Annotated in this window: 32 protein-coding genes; 2 read left to right on the top strand and 30 right to left on the bottom strand. The window is 48.6% G+C overall.

The features are described from left to right. Positions 1-27: 27 nt before the first annotated feature. Positions 28-1,386 carry an MFS transporter gene (locus FT643_RS20975; protein ID WP_156873380.1) on the bottom strand — a complete coding sequence of 453 codons (1,359 nt, stop codon included), beginning with the start codon at positions 1,384-1,386 and terminating at the stop codon, positions 28-30. 219 nt (positions 1,387-1,605) lie between these two features. Between FT643_RS20975 and uvrA the strand changes: the two genes are divergently transcribed. Further along, complete coding sequence (uvrA, locus tag FT643_RS20970; RefSeq protein ID WP_156873379.1) at positions 1,606-4,437, top strand: excinuclease ABC subunit UvrA; 2,832 nt, start codon at positions 1,606-1,608, stop codon at positions 4,435-4,437. A gap of 28 nt (positions 4,438-4,465) precedes the next feature. Continuing rightward, complete coding sequence (locus tag FT643_RS20965; protein ID WP_156873378.1) at positions 4,466-5,356, top strand: lysophospholipid acyltransferase family protein; 891 nt, start codon at positions 4,466-4,468, stop codon at positions 5,354-5,356. 91 nt (positions 5,357-5,447) lie between these two features. On the opposite strand, the gene rplQ is transcribed toward FT643_RS20965, so the two are convergent. The 29 genes from rplQ to FT643_RS20820 form a co-directional block, all read right to left on the bottom strand. After that, the gene (rplQ, locus tag FT643_RS20960; RefSeq protein ID WP_156873377.1) at positions 5,448-5,837 is read right to left on the bottom strand and encodes a 50S ribosomal protein L17; all 390 of its coding nucleotides are present in this window, start codon (positions 5,835-5,837) and stop codon (positions 5,448-5,450) included. A gap of 49 nt (positions 5,838-5,886) precedes the next feature. Next, the gene (locus FT643_RS20955; RefSeq protein ID WP_156873376.1) at positions 5,887-6,891 is read right to left on the bottom strand and encodes a DNA-directed RNA polymerase subunit alpha; all 1,005 of its coding nucleotides are present in this window, start codon (positions 6,889-6,891) and stop codon (positions 5,887-5,889) included. A 32-nt stretch (positions 6,892-6,923) separates the two neighbouring features. After that, entirely contained in the window at positions 6,924-7,544 is a 621-nt protein-coding gene (rpsD, locus tag FT643_RS20950; RefSeq protein WP_156873375.1) for a 30S ribosomal protein S4, read from the bottom strand. A 14-nt stretch (positions 7,545-7,558) separates the two neighbouring features. Beyond that, positions 7,559-7,954, bottom strand: coding sequence for a 30S ribosomal protein S11 (rpsK, locus tag FT643_RS20945; RefSeq protein ID WP_101893379.1), 396 nt, complete (start codon positions 7,952-7,954; stop codon positions 7,559-7,561). Positions 7,955-7,981: 27 nt separating this feature from the next. Next, complete coding sequence (gene rpsM, locus FT643_RS20940; RefSeq protein ID WP_156873374.1) at positions 7,982-8,338, bottom strand: 30S ribosomal protein S13; 357 nt, start codon at positions 8,336-8,338, stop codon at positions 7,982-7,984. A gap of 124 nt (positions 8,339-8,462) precedes the next feature. Further along, a complete protein-coding gene (gene rpmJ, locus FT643_RS20935; protein WP_156873373.1) occupies positions 8,463-8,579 on the bottom strand; it encodes a 50S ribosomal protein L36 in 117 nt (38 codons plus the stop codon). A gap of 30 nt (positions 8,580-8,609) precedes the next feature. Continuing rightward, positions 8,610-9,950: a preprotein translocase subunit SecY gene (gene secY / locus FT643_RS20930; protein WP_232340381.1), complete on the bottom strand. Its 1,341-nt coding sequence runs from the start codon at positions 9,948-9,950 to the stop codon at positions 8,610-8,612. Position 9,951: 1 nt separating this feature from the next. Further along, entirely contained in the window at positions 9,952-10,386 is a 435-nt protein-coding gene (rplO, locus tag FT643_RS20925) for a 50S ribosomal protein L15 (RefSeq protein ID WP_156873372.1), read from the bottom strand. A 1-nt stretch (position 10,387) separates the two neighbouring features. Next, positions 10,388-10,573, bottom strand: a complete 186-nt coding sequence (rpmD, locus tag FT643_RS20920) for a 50S ribosomal protein L30 (RefSeq protein ID WP_156873371.1) — start codon at positions 10,571-10,573, stop codon at positions 10,388-10,390. A gap of 5 nt (positions 10,574-10,578) precedes the next feature. Beyond that, positions 10,579-11,079 (bottom strand): 30S ribosomal protein S5, encoded by a 501-nt coding sequence (rpsE, locus tag FT643_RS20915; protein ID WP_156873370.1) that lies wholly within the window; start codon positions 11,077-11,079, stop codon positions 10,579-10,581. A gap of 11 nt (positions 11,080-11,090) precedes the next feature. Then, on the bottom strand, positions 11,091-11,438 hold the full coding sequence (gene rplR, locus FT643_RS20910; protein ID WP_156873369.1) for a 50S ribosomal protein L18: 348 nt from the start codon (positions 11,436-11,438) through the stop codon (positions 11,091-11,093). 20 nt (positions 11,439-11,458) lie between these two features. Then, positions 11,459-11,992 (bottom strand): 50S ribosomal protein L6, encoded by a 534-nt coding sequence (rplF, locus tag FT643_RS20905; protein WP_156873368.1) that lies wholly within the window; start codon positions 11,990-11,992, stop codon positions 11,459-11,461. Between the two features lie 13 nt (positions 11,993-12,005). Beyond that, positions 12,006-12,398, bottom strand: coding sequence for a 30S ribosomal protein S8 (gene rpsH, locus FT643_RS20900; protein ID WP_156873367.1), 393 nt, complete (start codon positions 12,396-12,398; stop codon positions 12,006-12,008). Between the two features lie 24 nt (positions 12,399-12,422). Next, positions 12,423-12,728 (bottom strand): 30S ribosomal protein S14, encoded by a 306-nt coding sequence (rpsN, locus tag FT643_RS20895; protein WP_156873366.1) that lies wholly within the window; start codon positions 12,726-12,728, stop codon positions 12,423-12,425. 10 nt (positions 12,729-12,738) lie between these two features. Next, the gene (gene rplE / locus FT643_RS20890; RefSeq protein ID WP_156873365.1) at positions 12,739-13,278 is read right to left on the bottom strand and encodes a 50S ribosomal protein L5; all 540 of its coding nucleotides are present in this window, start codon (positions 13,276-13,278) and stop codon (positions 12,739-12,741) included. A 24-nt stretch (positions 13,279-13,302) separates the two neighbouring features. Next, the gene (rplX, locus tag FT643_RS20885; protein WP_156873364.1) at positions 13,303-13,623 is read right to left on the bottom strand and encodes a 50S ribosomal protein L24; all 321 of its coding nucleotides are present in this window, start codon (positions 13,621-13,623) and stop codon (positions 13,303-13,305) included. Positions 13,624-13,639: 16 nt separating this feature from the next. Next, on the bottom strand, positions 13,640-14,008 hold the full coding sequence (gene rplN / locus FT643_RS20880) for a 50S ribosomal protein L14 (protein WP_156873363.1): 369 nt from the start codon (positions 14,006-14,008) through the stop codon (positions 13,640-13,642). A 39-nt stretch (positions 14,009-14,047) separates the two neighbouring features. Then, entirely contained in the window at positions 14,048-14,314 is a 267-nt protein-coding gene (gene rpsQ, locus FT643_RS20875) for a 30S ribosomal protein S17 (protein ID WP_156873362.1), read from the bottom strand. A 2-nt stretch (positions 14,315-14,316) separates the two neighbouring features. After that, complete coding sequence (rpmC, locus tag FT643_RS20870) at positions 14,317-14,511, bottom strand: 50S ribosomal protein L29 (RefSeq protein WP_156873361.1); 195 nt, start codon at positions 14,509-14,511, stop codon at positions 14,317-14,319. Beyond that, complete coding sequence (rplP, locus tag FT643_RS20865) at positions 14,511-14,924, bottom strand: 50S ribosomal protein L16 (RefSeq protein ID WP_156873360.1); 414 nt, start codon at positions 14,922-14,924, stop codon at positions 14,511-14,513. Before rplP ends, rpmC begins: the two co-directional genes overlap by 1 nt. A gap of 11 nt (positions 14,925-14,935) precedes the next feature. Continuing rightward, positions 14,936-15,625 (bottom strand): 30S ribosomal protein S3, encoded by a 690-nt coding sequence (rpsC, locus tag FT643_RS20860; RefSeq protein ID WP_156873359.1) that lies wholly within the window; start codon positions 15,623-15,625, stop codon positions 14,936-14,938. Positions 15,626-15,637: 12 nt separating this feature from the next. Further along, the gene (gene rplV, locus FT643_RS20855; protein WP_156873358.1) at positions 15,638-15,970 is read right to left on the bottom strand and encodes a 50S ribosomal protein L22; all 333 of its coding nucleotides are present in this window, start codon (positions 15,968-15,970) and stop codon (positions 15,638-15,640) included. Positions 15,971-15,981: 11 nt separating this feature from the next. After that, positions 15,982-16,257, bottom strand: coding sequence for a 30S ribosomal protein S19 (gene rpsS / locus FT643_RS20850; RefSeq protein WP_317622092.1), 276 nt, complete (start codon positions 16,255-16,257; stop codon positions 15,982-15,984). A 21-nt stretch (positions 16,258-16,278) separates the two neighbouring features. Beyond that, positions 16,279-17,109: a 50S ribosomal protein L2 gene (gene rplB / locus FT643_RS20845; protein ID WP_156873357.1), complete on the bottom strand. Its 831-nt coding sequence runs from the start codon at positions 17,107-17,109 to the stop codon at positions 16,279-16,281. Positions 17,110-17,125: 16 nt separating this feature from the next. Continuing rightward, complete coding sequence (gene rplW, locus FT643_RS20840) at positions 17,126-17,422, bottom strand: 50S ribosomal protein L23 (RefSeq protein ID WP_156873356.1); 297 nt, start codon at positions 17,420-17,422, stop codon at positions 17,126-17,128. Beyond that, positions 17,419-18,021, bottom strand: coding sequence for a 50S ribosomal protein L4 (rplD, locus tag FT643_RS20835; protein ID WP_156873355.1), 603 nt, complete (start codon positions 18,019-18,021; stop codon positions 17,419-17,421). Before rplD ends, rplW begins: the two co-directional genes overlap by 4 nt. 18 nt (positions 18,022-18,039) lie before the next feature. Continuing rightward, positions 18,040-18,678: a 50S ribosomal protein L3 gene (gene rplC, locus FT643_RS20830; RefSeq protein ID WP_156873354.1), complete on the bottom strand. Its 639-nt coding sequence runs from the start codon at positions 18,676-18,678 to the stop codon at positions 18,040-18,042. Between the two features lie 38 nt (positions 18,679-18,716). Next, positions 18,717-19,028 (bottom strand): 30S ribosomal protein S10, encoded by a 312-nt coding sequence (rpsJ, locus tag FT643_RS20825; protein WP_156873353.1) that lies wholly within the window; start codon positions 19,026-19,028, stop codon positions 18,717-18,719. Positions 19,029-19,219: 191 nt separating this feature from the next. Further along, on the bottom strand, positions 19,220-19,425 hold a 206-nt coding region (locus tag FT643_RS20820), incomplete at its 5' end, for an EF-Tu C-terminal domain-related protein (RefSeq protein WP_458859527.1).

The following is a 19,425-nucleotide window of genomic DNA, read 5'->3' as shown; positions in this document are numbered from 1 at the left end:
CTTTTGTGTATTCGAAATAAATCTTATTTATACGGAGGCTTGGGACAATTGCAACAATTGTTCTTGATCCAGCCGACTTTTATCCACTTTTAAATAAGCCATTTTGTCCTCGACGATCACGACGGCCTCCTCCACCCCCGCAATCGCCATAAAACGCTTGACCCAAACATGCGTATCCAGGTCAGAAGCATGGCTCAGCTGTAACGTCAGGCTATGTAAGTTTGGCGGCTGCCTCATACCTAAGGCAAATAGAAACCAAACTGCAATCAACCCGCTGCCAACCATATAGACTGCGGCACCATCAAAATTACCCAATAACCAGCCACCGCCTGCACCGCCTACGAAAGCGCCCAAAAATTGGCAAGTGGAGTAAACGCCCATTGAGGTGCCTTTGTACCCCGGCGCAGCCAGCTTACTCACCAATGACGGCAGCAATGCTTCCAGCAGATTAAAGCCCCAAAAGAACACAAACAAGCCTAACAGAATTGATACCAGGCTATGATGCCACAGACTGATAGCCAGGAGTGACACCACCAACAGTGCAATTGCGAACAAGAAAACCTGTTTCACCTTACCTGCTTTTTCCGCCATGATCATAAGCGGCAGCATCAGAATGAAAGAACCAAACAGTACAGGAAGATAAACCAGCCAATGATGAGTGCTCTCGATATTAGCCTGCCCCACCAACCAGCTTGGCAATACAACAAAGCTTGCCGTCAACACCATATGCAGCAGAAAGATTCCTAAATCGAGGCGCAGTAGATCGGGATTTTTCAGAACATCGACAAGATTATCCATGACGGGCCGGGTATCACGGAACACCCGCCGACTATCCGGATCCGGAACAACCCACACAGTGACTGCGATCCCTCCTACAGCCAACAACGCCGTTACCCAGAAAAGCCCCTGCAAATGAACAATACCGGCAATTACCGGACCTATAATAAGGGCAAGAGAAAACGACAAGCCAATACTCGCGCCCACTAAAGCCATGGCTTTGGCGCGCTGATCGTCACGGGTCAGATCTGCCAGCAACGCCATAACTGCGCTGGCTATGGCACCCGCTCCCTGAAGGGCTCGGCCGATTATCACGCCATAAATTGATTCGGACTGCGCCGCAACCACGCTTCCGACACAAAATACAATTAACCCTAATATAATAACGGGCTTACGACCAATACGGTCAGACAATAAGCCAAAGGGGACCTGCAACAACGCCTGAGTCAGACCGTAAGCACCTATCGCGAGCCCAATTAGCTGAGGGGTCGAGCCCGCCAACTGCTCACCATAAATGGCAAAAACAGGCAATATCATAAACAAGCCCAACATACGCAACCCGAATAGGCTGGCAAGGGACCATGTGGCTCGAGCTTCTGAAGAGTTCATCAAAAAATCTTATCCGATCAAATTGGGCAGGATTCTACCACTGATACCCTCTCTCCCGAAGTGCTGGCGCTGACCAATGATCCACAAAGTACATTTAGTTTGTGTAACAGGCCCTTTTAACCCTCTTATCAGATCCACAATCCGGCTCAAGCCATCTATTAAGTAGTTCCCGCTGTACAATCCCTTTATACTTGCGGGTTTTCATTGGCGGGGGTAACGATGGACACCATCCAAGTACGTGGCGCACGCACTCACAACCTAAAGAATATCAGCCTGGACATTCCGCGCGACAAGTTTATTGTCATTACTGGCTTGTCAGGTTCAGGCAAGTCCTCTCTGGCCTTCGATACGCTTTACGCAGAAGGTCAAAGACGTTACGTAGAATCCCTATCTACCTATGCCAGACAATTCCTGTCATTGATGGAGAAGCCGGATGTTGATCATATTGAAGGGCTCTCTCCTGCCATATCCATAGAACAAAAAAGCACCTCTCATAACCCCCGATCCACTGTTGGCACCATCACTGAGATCTACGACTATCTGCGTCTTTTATATGCCCGCGTAGGCACTCCTCGCTGTCCAGACCACGACCTTCCCCTGGAAGCACAGACCATCAGCCAGATGGTAGATGATGTGATGGCGTTAGCAGCGGAAAATCGTTACATGCTGCTGGCACCGGTGGTACAGGACAAAAAGGGGGAGCACCTCCACTTATTCGAGGAGCTACGTGCTGACGGATTTGTTCGAGCGCGAATAGACGGCATTGTGGTGGATCTGGATCAAACCCCGAAACTGGATAAGAAACGCAAGCACACGATTGAAGTTGTGGTTGATCGCTTCAAAGTTAAAGCAGGCTTGGAATTGCGCCTTGCGGAGTCGTTTGAAACAGCCTTGAATCTGACGACGGGTACCGCTTTGGTGGTCAATATGGACTCTCCCAAAGAACAATCACTATTCTCTTCCAAATTCGCCTGCCCGGTTTGCAACTACAATCTCAGCGAGCTGGAGCCCAGGCTGTTCTCCTTCAACAACCCCGCAGGCGCCTGCACCACCTGTGATGGGCTGGGAGTAAATCAGTTTTTCGATGAAGACAACATAGTAGTTTCTTCCGAGCTCAGCCTGGCAGAAGGCGCAATTAAAGGTTGGGACCGGCGCAGTATCTACTACTTTCAAATGCTACGCTCACTGGCGGAGCACATCGGTTTCGACATTGACAAACCTTTTGGCAAACTTAACAAAAAAGCCCGCCAGGCCGTTCTCCATGGCACCGGAACCGATTCGGTGCCGTTCCATTACCTGAATGACCGTGGCGATGCCATCACCCGCAATCACCCATTTGAAGGCATCATCCCCAACATGGAACGGCGCTACCGCGAGACCGAATCGGACGCGGTCAGGGAAGAGCTATCCAAATTCCTAAGTGTGGCGGATTGCAGAACCTGTAACGGCTCTCGGCTTAACCGATCTGCACGCCATGTGTACATAGAATCGGCCACATTACCTGATGTCATTAAATTACCGGTTGGCGAATCACTAGAATATTTTAAGGCCCTAAAGCTTCAGGGCAAGAAAGGCGAAATAGCGGAAAAAATACTTAAGGAAATACGCGAGCGGCTGCAATTCCTGGTCAATGTGGGCTTGGATTATCTGTCTCTCAACCGCAAAGCTGAAACCCTCTCCGGGGGAGAAGCACAGCGCATTCGGCTTGCCAGCCAGATTGGAGCAGGCTTGGTGGGCGTGCTCTACATCCTTGATGAGCCGTCTATTGGCTTGCACCAACGAGATAACGAGCGGCTACTTGCCACGCTCACCCGCTTGCGGGATATGGGAAACACCGTCATTGTAGTGGAGCACGATGAGGATGCGGTCCGCGCCGCTGATTTTGTCATTGATATAGGGCCTGGTGCCGGCGTCCACGGGGGTGAGGTAATAAAAGCGGGCACGGTAGAACAAATCATGTCATGCCGCAAATCCCTTACTGGGCAGTATCTAAAGGGCACTAAAAAAATCGACATTCCAGCCCTGCGCAAAAGCATCGACCCTGAACGCACACTCATCATCAAGGGCGCTCAGGGTAATAATCTAAAATCGGTAGATCTTCATCTACCGGTAGGATTAATGACTTGCATAACTGGCGTATCCGGGTCGGGTAAATCAACCCTGATAAACAGCACTCTTTTTCCGTTAGCAACAACCTTACTAAACGGCGCAACCACACACAAAGCCGCTCCCCACACGTCCATCGAGGGGCTCGACCACTTCGACAAAGTCGTCGATATAGATCAAAGCCCGATCGGCCGCACACCCCGATCGAACCCGGCAACCTACACGGGACTATTTACGCCCATAAGGGAGCTGTTTGCTGGAACTCAGGAATCGCGCTCCAGGGGCTACGGGCCAGGCCGGTTTAGCTTCAATGTCAAAGGCGGACGGTGTGAAGCCTGTCAGGGCGATGGTGTCATTAAAGTGGAAATGCATTTTCTACCTGATATGTATGTACCTTGCGATGTATGCAAGGGCAAACGCTACAACCGTGAGACCTTGGAAATTCGCTATAAAACCAAAAACATCACCGAAGTACTGGCGATGACGGTGGAGGAAGCACACGAGTTTTTCGAGAATATTCCGGTTATAGCACGTAAACTTAAGACATTGGTCGATGTAGGTCTTTCTTACATTAGACTGGGCCAGTCGGCCACTACACTTTCAGGCGGGGAAGCGCAACGGGTCAAGCTATCCAAGGAGCTTTCCAAAAGGGACACCGGCAGCACCCTCTATATTCTTGATGAACCCACAACCGGGCTTCATTTTCATGATATAAAACAGCTTCTTGTTGTATTGCATCACCTCAGAGATAAAGGCAACTCCGTGGTAATCATTGAACATAACCTGGACGTCATAAAAACGGCAGACTGGGTGATTGATCTCGGACCGGAAGGCGGTAGCGGTGGCGGGGAAATAATTGCACAAGGTACACCAGAGCAATTAACGAAAATACGACAATCCCATACGGGTCGATTCCTAAAGCCGATTCTATCGAACCACAAATAAATCGAATCACAAGGCCAGCTTAAATACTTTGAAAAAGACGTATAAATTCCAACATTCTGCACTTCGATGCTTTATCTTTTGCTGCTCTAATCTGCCGCTGCCGGTGATGCGTGCAATTGGCCGCAGCTGCGGGTTGCTTTATTACATATTTAATAACCGCCGTGTAGACATAGCCCGCTACAACCTAAAATTGTGTTATCCGCAATTATCGCAAGAAAAACGCGAAAAAATTGTAAAAAACCAATGCATGCAAGCGGGAATGTGGGTGATGGAAGCGGGGGCGGCCTGGGGCTGGACGCCGGAAAAAGCGATGAAGAAGATGACCATCCGAAACGAACGCACCCTACTGGATGCGGAAGCATCTGGTCGCGGAGTGATCGTAGGAATTCCCCACTTGGGGAATTGGGAAATGCTGAATCACTATTTCTGTAGCAGGCACGAGATGACCGCGCTATTTAAGCCAGACGACAAACAACCTGCCTTGACAGAATTTATACTGGAGCAACGCAATCGCAACGGGATCATCATGGCGCCAGCTGACAAACGGGGAATTCGGGCACTTATAAAAAGCCTGCGCTCGGGAAGACTGGTAGCACTTTTACCGGACCACATTCCCAGTGAAGGAATGGGCGTATATGCACCCTTTTACGGTCATCCTGCTTATACAGATACGCTAATCTCATCGCTGGCACGCAAACACGATGCAATTGTATTACTAGCTACAGCGCTGAGGACCAAAAACGGTTTCGATATTGTATTCGATGTAGTTAAGAATCAATCAAGTGAAGACCCATGCCAAGCCGCCAAAGGCATTAACGAAGCCGTTGAAACTGCGATAAATCGAGCTCCATCCCAATTCCAATGGATGTACGGCAGATTCAAGAAACAGCCTGCAGACTCGAGCCTAAACTACCCATAATCATTTCAAATCGGCGGAGCAAGGCGAAATACGGCCTGCATAAAAAAGGCCGGCAAAAATAAGCCGGCCTTTTTTATGCAGAACCTTGGAACTAATCGTCTAACTCAACCGCTTCAGCGATAACCGGGCGATCAACCAGCTCGACATATGCCATCGGAGCCTTATCACCTGAGCGGAAACCACATTTGAGTATGCGGATATAACCACCTGGCCGTTCCTTATAACGAGGGCCAAGATCTGTGAACAATTTACCGACCGCCTCTTTGCTTCGTGTTCGGGCAAAGGCCAGGCGACGATTAGCAACACTATCGTTCTTCGCAAGTGTAATCAGCGGCTCAGCATGGCGACGCAACTCTTTCGCTTTAGGCAAAGTGGTCTTGATCAGCTCATGTTCAACCAGGGATACAGCCATATTGCGGAACATCGCTTTCCGGTGGCTGCTGTTCATATTAAATTTACGACCACTTTTACGGTGACGCATCGCTCTTATCCTTTACAACTAACGGGGCCGTTAATTCAGCCCCAGTGGTTTAACGTTTCTTTAGCACGCGCTCATCATCACGCAGGCTGCCGGGAGGCCAGTTTTCCAGGCGCATACCCAGAGAAAGACCTTTTGACGCCAACACGTCTTTAATTTCAGTTAATGACTTCTTACCGAGGTTCGGCGTTTTTAACAACTCGACCTCAGTACGCTGCACCAAGTCACCAATGTAATAAACGTTCTCAGCTTTCAAACAATTCGCAGAACGAACTGTTAATTCCAAATCGTCGACTGGTCGAAGTAGAATCGGATCAATTTCATCACGCTCTTCCACTGCTTGTGGTTCTGACTCTTTCTCGAGGTCAACAAATACGGCAAGTTGCTGTTGCAATATGGTAGCTGCACGTCGAATCGCGTCTTCAGCGTCTATGGTGCCGTTGGTCTCAAGATCAATAACCAGCTTATCAAGGTCGGTTCTCTGTTCAACACGAGCGCTTTCTACAACATAGGCCACGCGCCGAATTGGCGAATACGTTGCATCAAGAGGCAAACGACCAACACCGCGTGTGTCTTCGTCACTATCGCGACCGTCAGCAGGCTCGTATCCGCGCCCTTTTTGAATTCGCAGTTTCATATTTAGCTTGGCACCGGAACTGAGATTGGCGATAACCAAATCTTTATTAACAATCTCAACATCATGATCCAACTGAATGTCACCGGCAGTTACAGGACCCGGTCCTTCTTTGTTAATGCTCAGAACCGCTTCACTTTTTTCGTTCAGGCGTACAGCCAGATTCTTCAAATTGAGCAAAATATCAATTATATCTTCTTGCACACCTTCGAGCGTACTGTACTCGTGTACAACACCGTCGATTTCAACTTCTGTAACAGCAGAACCAGGCATACTGGATAACAGAATTCTTCGTAACGCATTACCCAACGTATGTCCGAAACCACGCTCAAGGGGTTCCAGCGTGACCTTGGCATGTGTTTCGTTAATTTCCTGCACACCAATTGTTCTTGGTGTTAAAAACTCATTTACAGAGCGTTGCATATAGAGTACCACCTCAACCTGTTGCTTATTTATTACTTAGAATAAAGCTCTACGATTAGGTTTTCGTTGAGTTCAGAGGGAAGATCAGTACGCTCTGGTACAGCCTTGAAAACACCTTCTTTTTTCTTGGTATCTACTTCAACCCAGGACGCAAAACCACGTTGCTCAGCCAATTCCAGAGCAGCACTAATGCGCAACTGCGATCTGGCTTTTTCACGAATGGCCACTACATCACCAGGACTAACCTGGAAAGAAGGCACGTTTACCGTTTGCCCATTAACGACAATAGACTTATGACTAACCAGTTGCCGTGCTTCTGATCGAGTAGAACCGAAACCCATACGGTAAACTACGTTATCGAGCCGACCTTCTAGCAACTGCAGTAAGTTTTCGCCTGTTGCGCCTTTACGACGGGCTGCTTCAGAATAATAATTCCGGAATTGACGCTCTAGCACACCATAAATGCGGCGCACTTTTTGTTTCTCTCGTAATTGCGTGCCGTAATCGGAAAGCCGACCACGGCGATCACCGTGCATCCCGGGCGCTTTTTCTGAGCGGCATTTGCTTTCATAAGCACGAACACCACTTTTAAGTCCGAGGTCTGTTCCTTCACGACGGGACAATTTACATTTAGGGCCTAAATACCTTGCCATGAATGGTACTCCCGTTAAACTCGACGTTTCTTCGGCGGACGACACCCATTATGGGGTATCGGCGTCACGTCAGTTATGCTGTTAATTTTATATCCACACGAGTGCAATGCGCGGACCGCTGATTCACGGCCTGGTCCTGGACCCTTTACCATCACTTCCAGATTCTTCAAACCATATTCCTGGGCTGCAAGACCAGCTTTCTCAGCTGCTACCTGTGCTGCGAAGGGTGTACTCTTTCGTGAACCACGGAAGCCACAACCACCTGCTGTCGCCCAGGACAAAGCGTTGCCCTGCCGGTCGGACAGTGTGATGATAGTATTGTTAAATGAAGCGTGGATATGAGCCACTCCATCAACAACTGACTTTTTAACTTTCTTACGCGTACGCGCTGTCGCTTTCGCCTTAGCCATCTCAATTAATTCCTGAACGTTGCGCTATTACTTACGAATTGCCTTGCGTGGACCTTTGCGGGTACGCGCATTTGTTTTTGTGCGCTGACCACGAACTGGCAAACTGCGACGATGTCGCAGCCCGCGATAGCAGCCAAGATCCATGAGACGCTTAATGTTCATAGATACTTCTCGACGCAAATCGCCTTCAGTTGGATGCTTAGCAACTTCATTACGCACAGCGTCAAGCTGCTCATCCGTCAACTCTCTGATCTTCATAGCTGGATTAATACCAACCGATTCACAAATAGCTTTTGCCTTTGTGTTCCCAACACCAAATATGTAGGTTAACGAGATAACCGCATGCTTGTTATCAGGAATATTGACGCCTGCTATACGGGCCATTCAACTTACTCCATTTACTCGAGCTTCAAATACTGTTTATCAGCCGCGAAAGGGCGCAAAGAATATCTTTACAGCGCACAAAAATCAACTATTTAGATCTTTGTCTTTTTCGCGAGGTTTAAATTTAGCCCTGGCGCTGCTTATGGCGGGGCTCAGAACTGCATATCACGCGTACAGCGCCTTTGCGACGTACTATCTTGCAGTTACGGCAAATCTTCTTTACTGATGCCTGAACTTTCATGTCAAACTCCAAATAAGCTTAGGGTAAACCTTATCGAACTAGGCCGGTTCCGCCGTAGCCTTTCAGGTTTGCTTTCTTCATCAAGGACTCGTATTGCTTGGACATCAGGTGACTTTGTACCTGCGCCATAAAGTCCATAACCACAACGACAACGATCAGTAGCGACGTACCGCCTAAATAGAACGGGACATTACCAAACGCTTGTAAGCCCTGTGGTAACAGACACACCAGCGTGATGTACAACGCGCCGACCAATGTCAAACGACCTAACACCCCGTCGATGTATTTGGCGGTTTGCTCTCCGGGACGAATCCCAGGTACAAAAGCGCCAGATTTTTTCAAGTTATCCGCTACGTCCTTGGGATTAAACATAATCGCCGTATAGAAGTAACAGAAAAACACAATAAGCAAAGCGAAAAGCAATAAATACAGCGGCTGGCCCGGGCTCAGTGCCAAAGAGACTTCTTGCAACCACGCCATATTTTCGTTCTCACCGAACCACTGACCGATACTTGCAGGGAAAAGTAAAATACTCGTTGCAAATATCGGTGGAATAACACCGGCCATATTGATTTTCATTGGCAGATGAGACTGCTGCGCAGCAAACATCTTTTTGCCTTGCTGGCGACGGGCGTAGTTAATCGTTATCCGCCTTTGCGCCCGCTCCATAAACACTACAAAGAAAACTACCACCACAGCAACAACAGCCAATACCAGTAACACGGCGATATTCAGCTCTCCCTGACGGGTAGCCTCCAAAGCCTGACCAATGGCTTGCGGAAGGCCCGCAACAATACCCGCGAAGATGATCATCGAAATACCATTACCAATCCCGCGCTCCGTGACTTGCTCACCGACCCACATCAAAAACATCGTGCCTGTTGTCAACGCAACGACAGCAGGGAAGAGCCAACTGAAACCAACGGTCAAGGTAACTCCTTGACTCTGCAGTGCCATGGCCATACCCAGAGACTGCAAGGTCGCCAAACCCAGAGTGCCATATCGGGTATATTGTGAAATCTTGCGTCGGCCCGCCTCTCCTTCTTTCTTCAGTTGCTCCAACTGAGGACTGACCGCAGTAAGCAACTGCATGATTATAGAGGCTGATATATAAGGCATTATCCCCAATGCCAGAATAGACATACGCTCTAAAGCACCACCTGAGAACATGTTAAACAGGCTAAGAATCGTGTCTTGTTGCTGATTGAACAGGTTCTGCAACTGTACCGGGTCGATACCAGGTACAGGAATGTGCGCCCCAATGCGATAAATCAAAATTGCGAAGAACAAAAACTTGAGACGAGCCCAAAGTTCTCCCATTCCCGCAGAATTTGCGTTCGGCATGCCGGTTTGCTGGGGCTTGGTTGCCATTCTATTCCTCTACTTTTCCACCAGCAGCTTCAATCGCAGCTTTTGCGCCTTTAGTTGCTGGAATTCCCTTTAAGGTAACCGCTTTGTTTATCTCACCGGATAGTACGACCTTGGCGAACTTGGTACTACGTCGGATAATCCCTGCAGCTTGAAGAGCTCCCAAATCAACCACATCGCTTTCAACTTTTGCCAACTCGGACAAACGCACTTCTTGAGTAATCAATGCTTTTTGCGAGGTAAAGCCAAACTTCGGCAAACGACGCTGAATTGGCATCTGACCACCTTCGAAACCTGGCTTAACAGTGCCACCGGAGCGAGAAGTCTGACCTTTCACACCACGTCCACCTGTTTTACCCAGCCCACTACCGATACCGCGGCCGCGTCGCTTTGCACTTGGTTTGGAACCAGTTGCCGGACTCAAGCTATTTAATCTCATGTCATTCACCCTCAACACGAACCATGTAATACACCTTATTGACCATACCGCGAACCGAAGCTGTATCTTCCACTTCAACAGTATGCCCTATGCGCCGAAGACCCAAACCTCGAAGGCTTGCTTTATGGCTTTCGACACGGCCGATTGAGCTTTTAGTCTGTGTTACTTTGATGGTGTTCTTGCTCATGGTTCTTATCCCAGAATTTCTTCTACGCTCTTCCCACGCTTGGCTGCCACGTCTTCAGGAGACTTCATAGAGGCCAAACCTTTAACGGTTGCACGTACCACGTTCATTGGATTAGTTGAGCCGTAGCACTTCGCCAGAACGTTTTGAACACCTGCAACCTCTAAAACCGCACGCATTGCGCCTCCGGCAATAATGCCGGTACCATCGGATGCTGGCTGAAGATAGACCTTTGAGGACCCATGTTGCGCCTTGATCTGATGTTGCAGGGTCGTGCCATTCAGCTCGACCGAGACCATGTTACGCCGGGCCGCTTCAAGAGCCTTTTGGATCGCAACCGGTACTTCGCGAGCCTTACCACTTCCAAAGCCCACTTTGCCGTTGCCATCGCCAACTACGGTCAACGCGGTGAAACCGAATATCCGTCCGCCCTTGACCACTTTAGCAACGCGGTTTACCTGGACTAATTTTTCCTGGAAACCTTCGTTTTTATCTTCAACTTTTGCCATTTCAATACCCTTTAAAACTCAAGGCCGCCTTCACGCGCTGCATCTGCCAATGCTTGAACCCGACCGTGATATTTAAACCCGGATCGATCAAACGCTACTTTGGTAACGCCCTTTTCTTTGGCGCGTTCAGCTATCAACGAACCAATGGCTGCTGCTGCATCACGGTTGCTGGTCGCTCCCTGAAAACCTTTCTCGTTGGTTGACGCACTAACGATCACATTACTGCCGTCAGTGGAAATCACCTGAGCGTAAATATGTTTGCCAGTCCGATTTACCGTCAAACGGGTCTGATTCAACTCGCGAATCTTCATTCTGGTGCGTTTCGCCCGGCGCAAACGCGCAAATTTTTTGTCATTCATGGCTACTGTCATCTCACCAATTATTTCTTCTTCGCTTCTTTGCGAAGAACTTGTTCATCAGAATAGCGAACACCTTTACCTTTATACGGCTCAGGTGGGCGAAAGGCCCGCACGTTTGCTGCGACCTGACCAAGCAACTGCTTGTTCGCGCTCTTCAACACCACTTCAGTTTGAGTCGGTGTTTCCGCTGTGACACCTTCAGGCAGTTGATATTCGACAGGGTGCGAAAAACCCAGCGTCAAACTCAGAACATTGCCTTTGGCTTGAGCCCGGTAACCTACACCAATCAGCTCTAATTTTCTCTCAAAACCCGAATTAACACCCGTGACCATGTTGTTAACCAGAGATCGGAATGTACCTGCCATCGCCCATGCTTCCTGGCTTTCTGCATGCGGCTTGACCTGTACTACACTACCTTCCACTTCCACTAGGACCAGCGGGTGGACGTTCAGTTTCAATTCGCCCTTAGAACCCTTAACCGTCAATTCCTGACCGCTCTGGCTAAAATTCACGCCAGAAGGAATTTCAATAGGGCTTTTAGCTACACGTGACATCGCTGACCACCTATTAAGATACGTAACAAAGCACTTCACCACCGACGCCGGCAGCGCGAGCAGCTCGATCAGTCATAACGCCCCTATCGGTGGATACAATGGCTACACCCAGCCCACCCATCACCTTAGGTATAGAGTCGTTTGACTTATAAATGCGCAGTCCTGGCCGGCTTACGCGTTTTATTTCTTCAATAACAGCTTTGCCTTCAAAGTACTTCAGCTCTACTGTTAACTCTGGAATCTTATCGCCTTCAACGGAGTAACCTGCGATATAACCTTCGTCTTGCAGTACTTTCGCGACCGCAATTTTGGTTTTCGAAGAAGGCATGGCAACAGTGGCCTTCTTAGCCATTTGCCCGTTGCGAATTCGTGTCAACATATCCGATAAAGGATCTTGCATACTCATGATTTAATGCTCCGTAAACCGTAATTACCAGCTGGACTTAACCAGGCCGGGAACATCTCCGCGCATCGCAGCTTCACGCAACTTGTTACGTGCTAAACCAAACTTGCGATAAAAGCCGTGTGGACGGCCTGTAATACCACAACGATTACGCAAACGCGCTGGAGATGCATTTCTAGGTTGCTTTTGCAATTTCAGCTGTGCTTCCCAGCGCTCTTCTTCGCTGCTATTCGGATCATTTATGATCGCTTTCAGCTCCGCACGCTTCTTGGCGAATTTTGCTACCGTGATTTGGCGCTTTTTTTCACGCTCGATCATTGAAACCTTTGCCATTCTATTTCACCTATTTCTTTAGCGGGAACTGAAAGGCTTCGAGCAACGCTCTGCCTTCTTCATTAGACTTCGCTGTGGTAGTGATGGTGATATCCATACCGCGAATCTTGTCGATCTTGTCATACTCGATTTCAGGGAATACGATTTGCTCTTTGATCCCCATGCTGTAATTGCCACGGCCATCGAATGACTTAGGATTTAAGCCCCGAAAATCACGGATACGCGGGATAGCCATCGAAACCAGACGATCCAGGAATTCGTACATACGCTCACCACGAAGCGTGACCTTCGCGCCGATCGGCCAGCCCTCACGGATTTTAAAACCCGCTACTGACTTTCTAGCGTTAGTAACGAGCGGCTTTTGGCCGCTAATAAGCGCCATATCAGCAACAGCACCATCAATCGCTTTTTTATCTGCTGCGGCTTCACCCACACCCATGTTCAGTGTGATTTTAGTGATTTTAGGAACTTCCATTACGCTCTTGTATGAAAACTGCTCTTGCAGCTTTGATACGATCTCGTTCTTGTAGACTTCTTTCAATCTGCTCATTGCTATAACCCGTAACCTTCAGGCTTACGCCTGCTCCTCAATGACTTCGTTCGTTGATTTAAAACAACGAACCTTCTTGCCATCCTCAAGGAATTTAAATCCAACACGATCCGCTTTTTGGGTCTGTGGGTTGAATATGGCAACGTTTGAAACCTGTATAGGGGCCTCTTTTTCAACTATGCCACCAGCAGCGCCTTTTTGTGGGTTCGGCTTTTGGTGCTTCTTAACGATATTAATACCGCTAATGAGCAACTTACCTTCCAACACTTTAAGAACCTTGCCCCGCTTACCCTTATCACGGCCAGCGATGATAACTACTTCGTCATTGCGTTTGATCTTTAACATATTGATTACCTCAGCCTTATAACACTTCGGGGGCTAAAGAAATAATCTTCATAAACTGATCACCGCGAAGCTCACGAGTTACAGGCCCGAAGATACGTGTACCGATGGGCTGTCGATTCGCATTCAACAATACCGCGGCATTCTCATCGAAACGGATCAGAGAGCCGTCCTGACGCCGAACACCTTGGCAAGTGCGAACTACAACAGCGTTCATTACATCGCCTTTCTTAACTTTGCCTCGAGGAATCGCTTCCTTAACCGAAACTTTAATTACGTCACCGATTCGCGCATAGCGACGATGAGAACCACCAAGCACTTTAATACATTGCACCCGGCGAGCACCGCTGTTATCAGCAACCTGTAGTACAGTTTGGGTCTGAATCATTGCCAGTCTCCAAAATTAAATTCCAAGAGCTTTCAAAGACTAAATCTTTGCTCTCTCAACAATGCTCACCAAGCGCCAGCACTTGGTTTTCGACAACGGACGACACTCTTCAATAGTGACTGTATCCCCCGCATTACACTCGTTAGCTTCATCGTGAGCATGAAACTTGGTAGAACGGCGCACAAACTTTCCATAAACAGGGTGTTTAACTTTGCGCTCTACCATTACAGTGACGGATTTGTCACCTTTGTTACTCACTACCTTGCCGGTATGAGTACGCTTAGTTTTCGCAGTAGCTTCTGTCATTCTCAATTACCCTGCTTCTTTTCTGCCAAAATCGTTTTAGTGCGAGCTATATCGCGACGAGTTTGCTTGATTATATGGGGTTGTCCCAGCTGGCCAGTAGCCAGTTTCATGCGATTCTCGAACTGCTCGCGCAACAAACCCAGCAAATGCTCATTGAGCTCAGATTCCGATTTTTGCCTTAAATCACTAGCGCTCATCACATCACCGTCCGCGTTACCACAGTTGTCTGAATAGGCAACTTAGCAGCTGCCAACTGGAAAGCTTCACGAGCAATTGCTTCATCAACGCCTTCCATCTCATACAACATCTTTCCGGGGCGGATCTCCGCTACCCAGTACTCAACATTACCTTTACCTTTACCTTGACGAACCTCAAGAGGCTTCTCTGTAATCGGCTTGTCAGGAAAGACCCGAATCCAGATCTTACCGCCCCGCTTTACATGACGAGTCATTGCACGTCGCGCGGCTTCAATTTGTCTGGCAGTCAGTCGTCCTCGACTCACAGCTTTCAAACCGATGGTTCCAAATGAAACCTTATTACCGGCCTGAGCCAGGCCACGGTTGCGGCCTTTATGCTGCTTTCTAAATTTGGTGCGTTTAGGCTGTAACATCTTCTTGACCCTTAGCTAGCACGTGTACGTTTTGGTGCGCTTGCTTTTTGCTCTTCAGGTTGGTCCAGATCACCATCTAGAATCTCGCCTTTGAAGATCCACACTTTCACACCAATGGTGCCGTAAGTGGTTTCCGCACGCGAAGTAGCATAATCGATGTCTGCACGTAGTGTATGAAGAGGCACTCGACCTTCACGATACCATTCAGTTCGCGCGATCTCCGCTCCACCCAATCGCCCAGATACCTGGACTTTAATTCCTTTAGCGCCTAAGCGAATTGCATTCTGCACCGCTCGCTTCATGGCTCGCCGAAACATAACTCGACGCTCAAGCTGCGAGGCAATACTTTCTGAAACCAGACGAGCATCCAGTTCGGGCTTACGAACTTCCTCGATATTGACATGCACAGGCACGCCCATCATCTGAGACAATTCACGACGCAGCTTTTCTACGTCTTCGCCTTTTTTACCGATCACTATGCCAGGCCGAGCCGTTTTGATAGTAATACGCGCGTTCTCAGCAGGACGCTCGATCTCGATTCGACTTACGGAAGCTGATTTCAGCTTATCGAAAAGATACTCACGTACTTTTAAGTCTGTTAGCAAATAACCTGAGTACTGCTTGGGAGAGGCATACCATGTTGAAGTATGCTTTTTAACGATTCCCAAACGTATCCCGGTCGGATGAACTTTCTGACCCATCTGGTCTGTCTCCTAGTTGTCAGATACCTTGACCGTGATATGGCAAGTTCTCTTCATGATACGATCAGCGCGCCCTTTAGCACGAGGACGAATGCGCTTCATCGTCATGGCTTCGTCAACAAAAATCTCTGAAACCCTTAATTCGTCAACGTCCGCGCCATCGTTATGCTCAGCGTTAGCAATCGCAGATTCCAAAACCTTTTTTACCAGGTGTGCTGCTTTCTTCGGGCTAAATGCCAGTATATTCAAAGCCTGGTCAACCTTCTGACCACGAACCTGATCGGCGACTAACCGCATTTTCTGTGCAGAAATCAATGCGCTGCGTAATCTAGCTGCTGTTTCCATCACTGCACCCCTTAGCGTTTAGCCTTTTTATCTGCAACGTGTCCCCGATAAGTACGGGTAGCTGCAAATTCACCTAATTTATGACCAACCATGTGCTCAGATACGATAACTGGAACATGTTGGCGACCATTGTGAACCGCAATAGTGAGGCCCACCATGTCTGGAAGAATCATTGATCGACGCGACCATGTCTTTATCGGCTTGCGCGAATTAGCTTCTGCAGCTTCTTCCACTTTCTTCAAAAGATGTTCGTCGATGAACGGACCTTTCTTCAATGAACGTGGCACAATAAATACCTCTTATCCGTATTACGATTTCGAACCGCGACGACGAACAATCAACTTATTCGTGCGCTTATTCTTACGTGTTTTGTGACCTTTAGTGGACACACCCCAAGGCGTTACCGGATGGCGACCACCTGATGTACGACCTTCACCACCACCGTGCGGGTGATCAACCGGGTTCATGGCTACGCCTCGAACCGTTGGACGAACACCGCGCCATCTTTTTGCACCGGCCTTTCCAAGCGATGCCAAGCTATGCTCTGAATTGCCTACCTCGCCAATCGTGGCTTTGCAATCCGCCAACACCTTGCGCATTTCGCCGGAGCGAAGCCGTAATGTCACATAAGCGCCATCACGAGCAAGCAACTGAGCAGAACCACCTGCACTTCTGACCATCTGAGCACCCTTACCGGGTTTCAACTCGATGCAGTGAACCACGCTACCGACTGGTATATTGCGCATCGGCAAACAGTTGCCAACTTTAATTGGCGCGTCCTGCCCACTTAACACCTGAGCGTCAACAGCCAGGCCCTTAGGTGCGATAATGTAACGCCGTTCGCCATCTGCAAACTTGATAAGCGCAATGTGGGCAGACCGGTTAGGATCATACTCCAAACGCTCAACTGTGCCAGGAATACCGTCTTTGTCACGTTTAAAGTCGACAATTCGGTAGTGCTGCTTGTGGCCGCCACCCTTGTGTCGGGTCGTGATTCGCCCGGTGTTGTTACGTCCACCTTTTTTGGAGTTCGTATCCAATAACGGGCCGTGCGGCGCACCCTTATGCAAATCCGGATTAACAACTTTTACAACAAAGCGGCGACCGGGTGATGTAGGTTTAGCTTTAACCAATGCCATGATCTCTACTCCTTAATCACTCTGCGCCGAGAAAGTCGATATCAAAGCCATCTTGCAGAGACACATAGGCTTTCTTCCAATCGGACCGTTTCCCCATGCCGCGACCGAATCGCTTCGCCTTGCCTTTAACAAGCAAAGTTTGCACAGACTTAACTTTAACGTCCCACATTTTCTCTACAGCAGCTTTAACTTCAGCCTTGGTGGCATCAGTAGCAACCTTAAATACGAACTGGTTACTTTGATCGGCAACCAGAGTAGCTTTCTCAGAAATATGAGGTGCTCTCAAAACCTTAAAAAGTCGTTCCTGGTTCATGCCAGCTGCTCCTCGATCTTCTTAAGCGCATCTACTGTGATGATCACTTTGTCATGAGCTATCAGGCTAACAGGGTCCACTGCATGCACATCACAAACCTCAACTTTCGGCAAGTTACGCGAAGCAAGATAAACATTCTCACTCACTTCAGCCGCCACAATCAAAGCTCGCTCTGCGCTTAACTCTTTTAGCTTGGCTGCCATCAGTTTCGTTTTTGGTTGCTCAAGATCGAAACCCTCAACCACCACCAAACGTTCCTGGCGCACCAACTCAGACAATATGCAGCGCATAGCACCGCGATACATCTTGCGATTCACTTTTTGACTATAATCACGCGGCGATGCTGCAAACGTAACACCACCACTACGCCAAATGGGGCTTCGGATCGTTCCCGCACGGGCGCGCCCTGTACCTTTTTGACGCCATGGCTTTTTACCGCCACCGCTTACATCTGCTCTCGATTTTTGAGCTTTGGAACCCTGACGACCAGCCGCCATAAAAGCGGTTACCACTTGGTGAACCAGAGGCTCGTTAAATTCTTTAGCAAACGCCACTTCTGACACACTAACAGTTCCGCCAGAGGCAATATTCAGATTCATCCGCTAATCCTCTTTGGCTTAACCTTTCACAGCCGGGCTAACGATCACATCGTTGCCAGCAGCACCCGGAACCGCACCTTTAACTAAAAGAAGATTTCTTTCAGCATCAACCCGAACAACCTCAAGAGACTGTACTGTTGTTTTGCGATTACCCATTTGCCCAGCCATTTTCTTACCTTTAAAAACCCGGCCAGGAGATTGGTTTTGACCGATAGAACCGGGCACACGATGCGACAAGGAGTTACCATGTGTCGCGTCCTGACCTTTAAAGTTCCATCGTTTGATGGTTCCGGCAAAACCTTTACCTTTGGAAGTGCCTGTCACATCTACTTTGCTTCCAGCTTCGAACAAGTCAACCTGGATAGCATCGCCGACCTTATAGGAATCCAGATCCGCTTCAGTGAGCGTAAATTCCCACAAACCCCGACCTGCTTCGGTTTCTGCTTTTGCAAAATGACCTGCAGCTGACTTAACAACGCGTGACGCTTTGCGTGACCCTGTTGTAACCTGAACAGCTGAGTACCCGTCTGTTTCGGGCGCCTTAACCTGCGTAATGCGGTTAGGCTCAATTTCAATTACGGTAACTGGAACGGACATACCGTCTTCTGTGAAGATACGGGTCATGCCACATTTTCGTCCGACTAGACCGATTGCCATATCATTAACCTCTTATGCCATGCTGCTTATCAGCACGATCAACCCAATGAGATTTGAACATCAACGCCAGCTGCCAAATCCAACTTCATCAGGGCGTCAACCGTTTTATCTGTGGGCTCTACAATATCGACCATTCGCTTATAAGTACGAATCTCGTATTGATCTCGCGCATCTTTATTAACATGCGGTGAAATCAAAACCGTGAATCGCTCTTTGCGAGTTGGCAGAGGAATAGGACCGCGCACTTGCGCACCCGTACGTTTCGCCGTCTCCACGATCTCAAGCGCAGACTGATCAATTAGTTTATGATCAAACGCTTTTAAGCGAATACGAATTTTCTGGTTTTGCATCGCCTGGGAACTCCAGAAATTTCAATAAATAAACAGCAAAAAAACCGCCTGAATCCCAACTAACTTTCTGATAAAAGTCAGGAAACGGTTTTAATGGCTACGTGCCTAGAACGTTGCCTAGGCTGTGAATCTCGCACCCCACATCTGTGAGGCGCGATAATGTAACCCGATCGAAGCCGGGTTACAAGCTTTTATTCAACAATTTTCGCTACAACACCCGCACCAACAGTACGGCCACCTTCACGAATTGCGAAACGCAGACCTTCTTCCATCGCAATCGGTGCAATCAGGGTAACATCCATCTTGATGTTATCGCCCGGCATTACCATCTCTACGCCTTCAGGAAGCTCTACAGCACCGGTGATATCCGTTGTACGGAAGTAGAACTGCGGACGAT

Source organism: Ketobacter sp. MCCC 1A13808, assembly GCF_009746715.1.
In the GTDB taxonomy this organism is placed as follows: domain Bacteria; phylum Pseudomonadota; class Gammaproteobacteria; order Pseudomonadales; family Ketobacteraceae; genus Ketobacter.
This window is presented reverse-complemented; position numbering and strand designations above follow the sequence as displayed.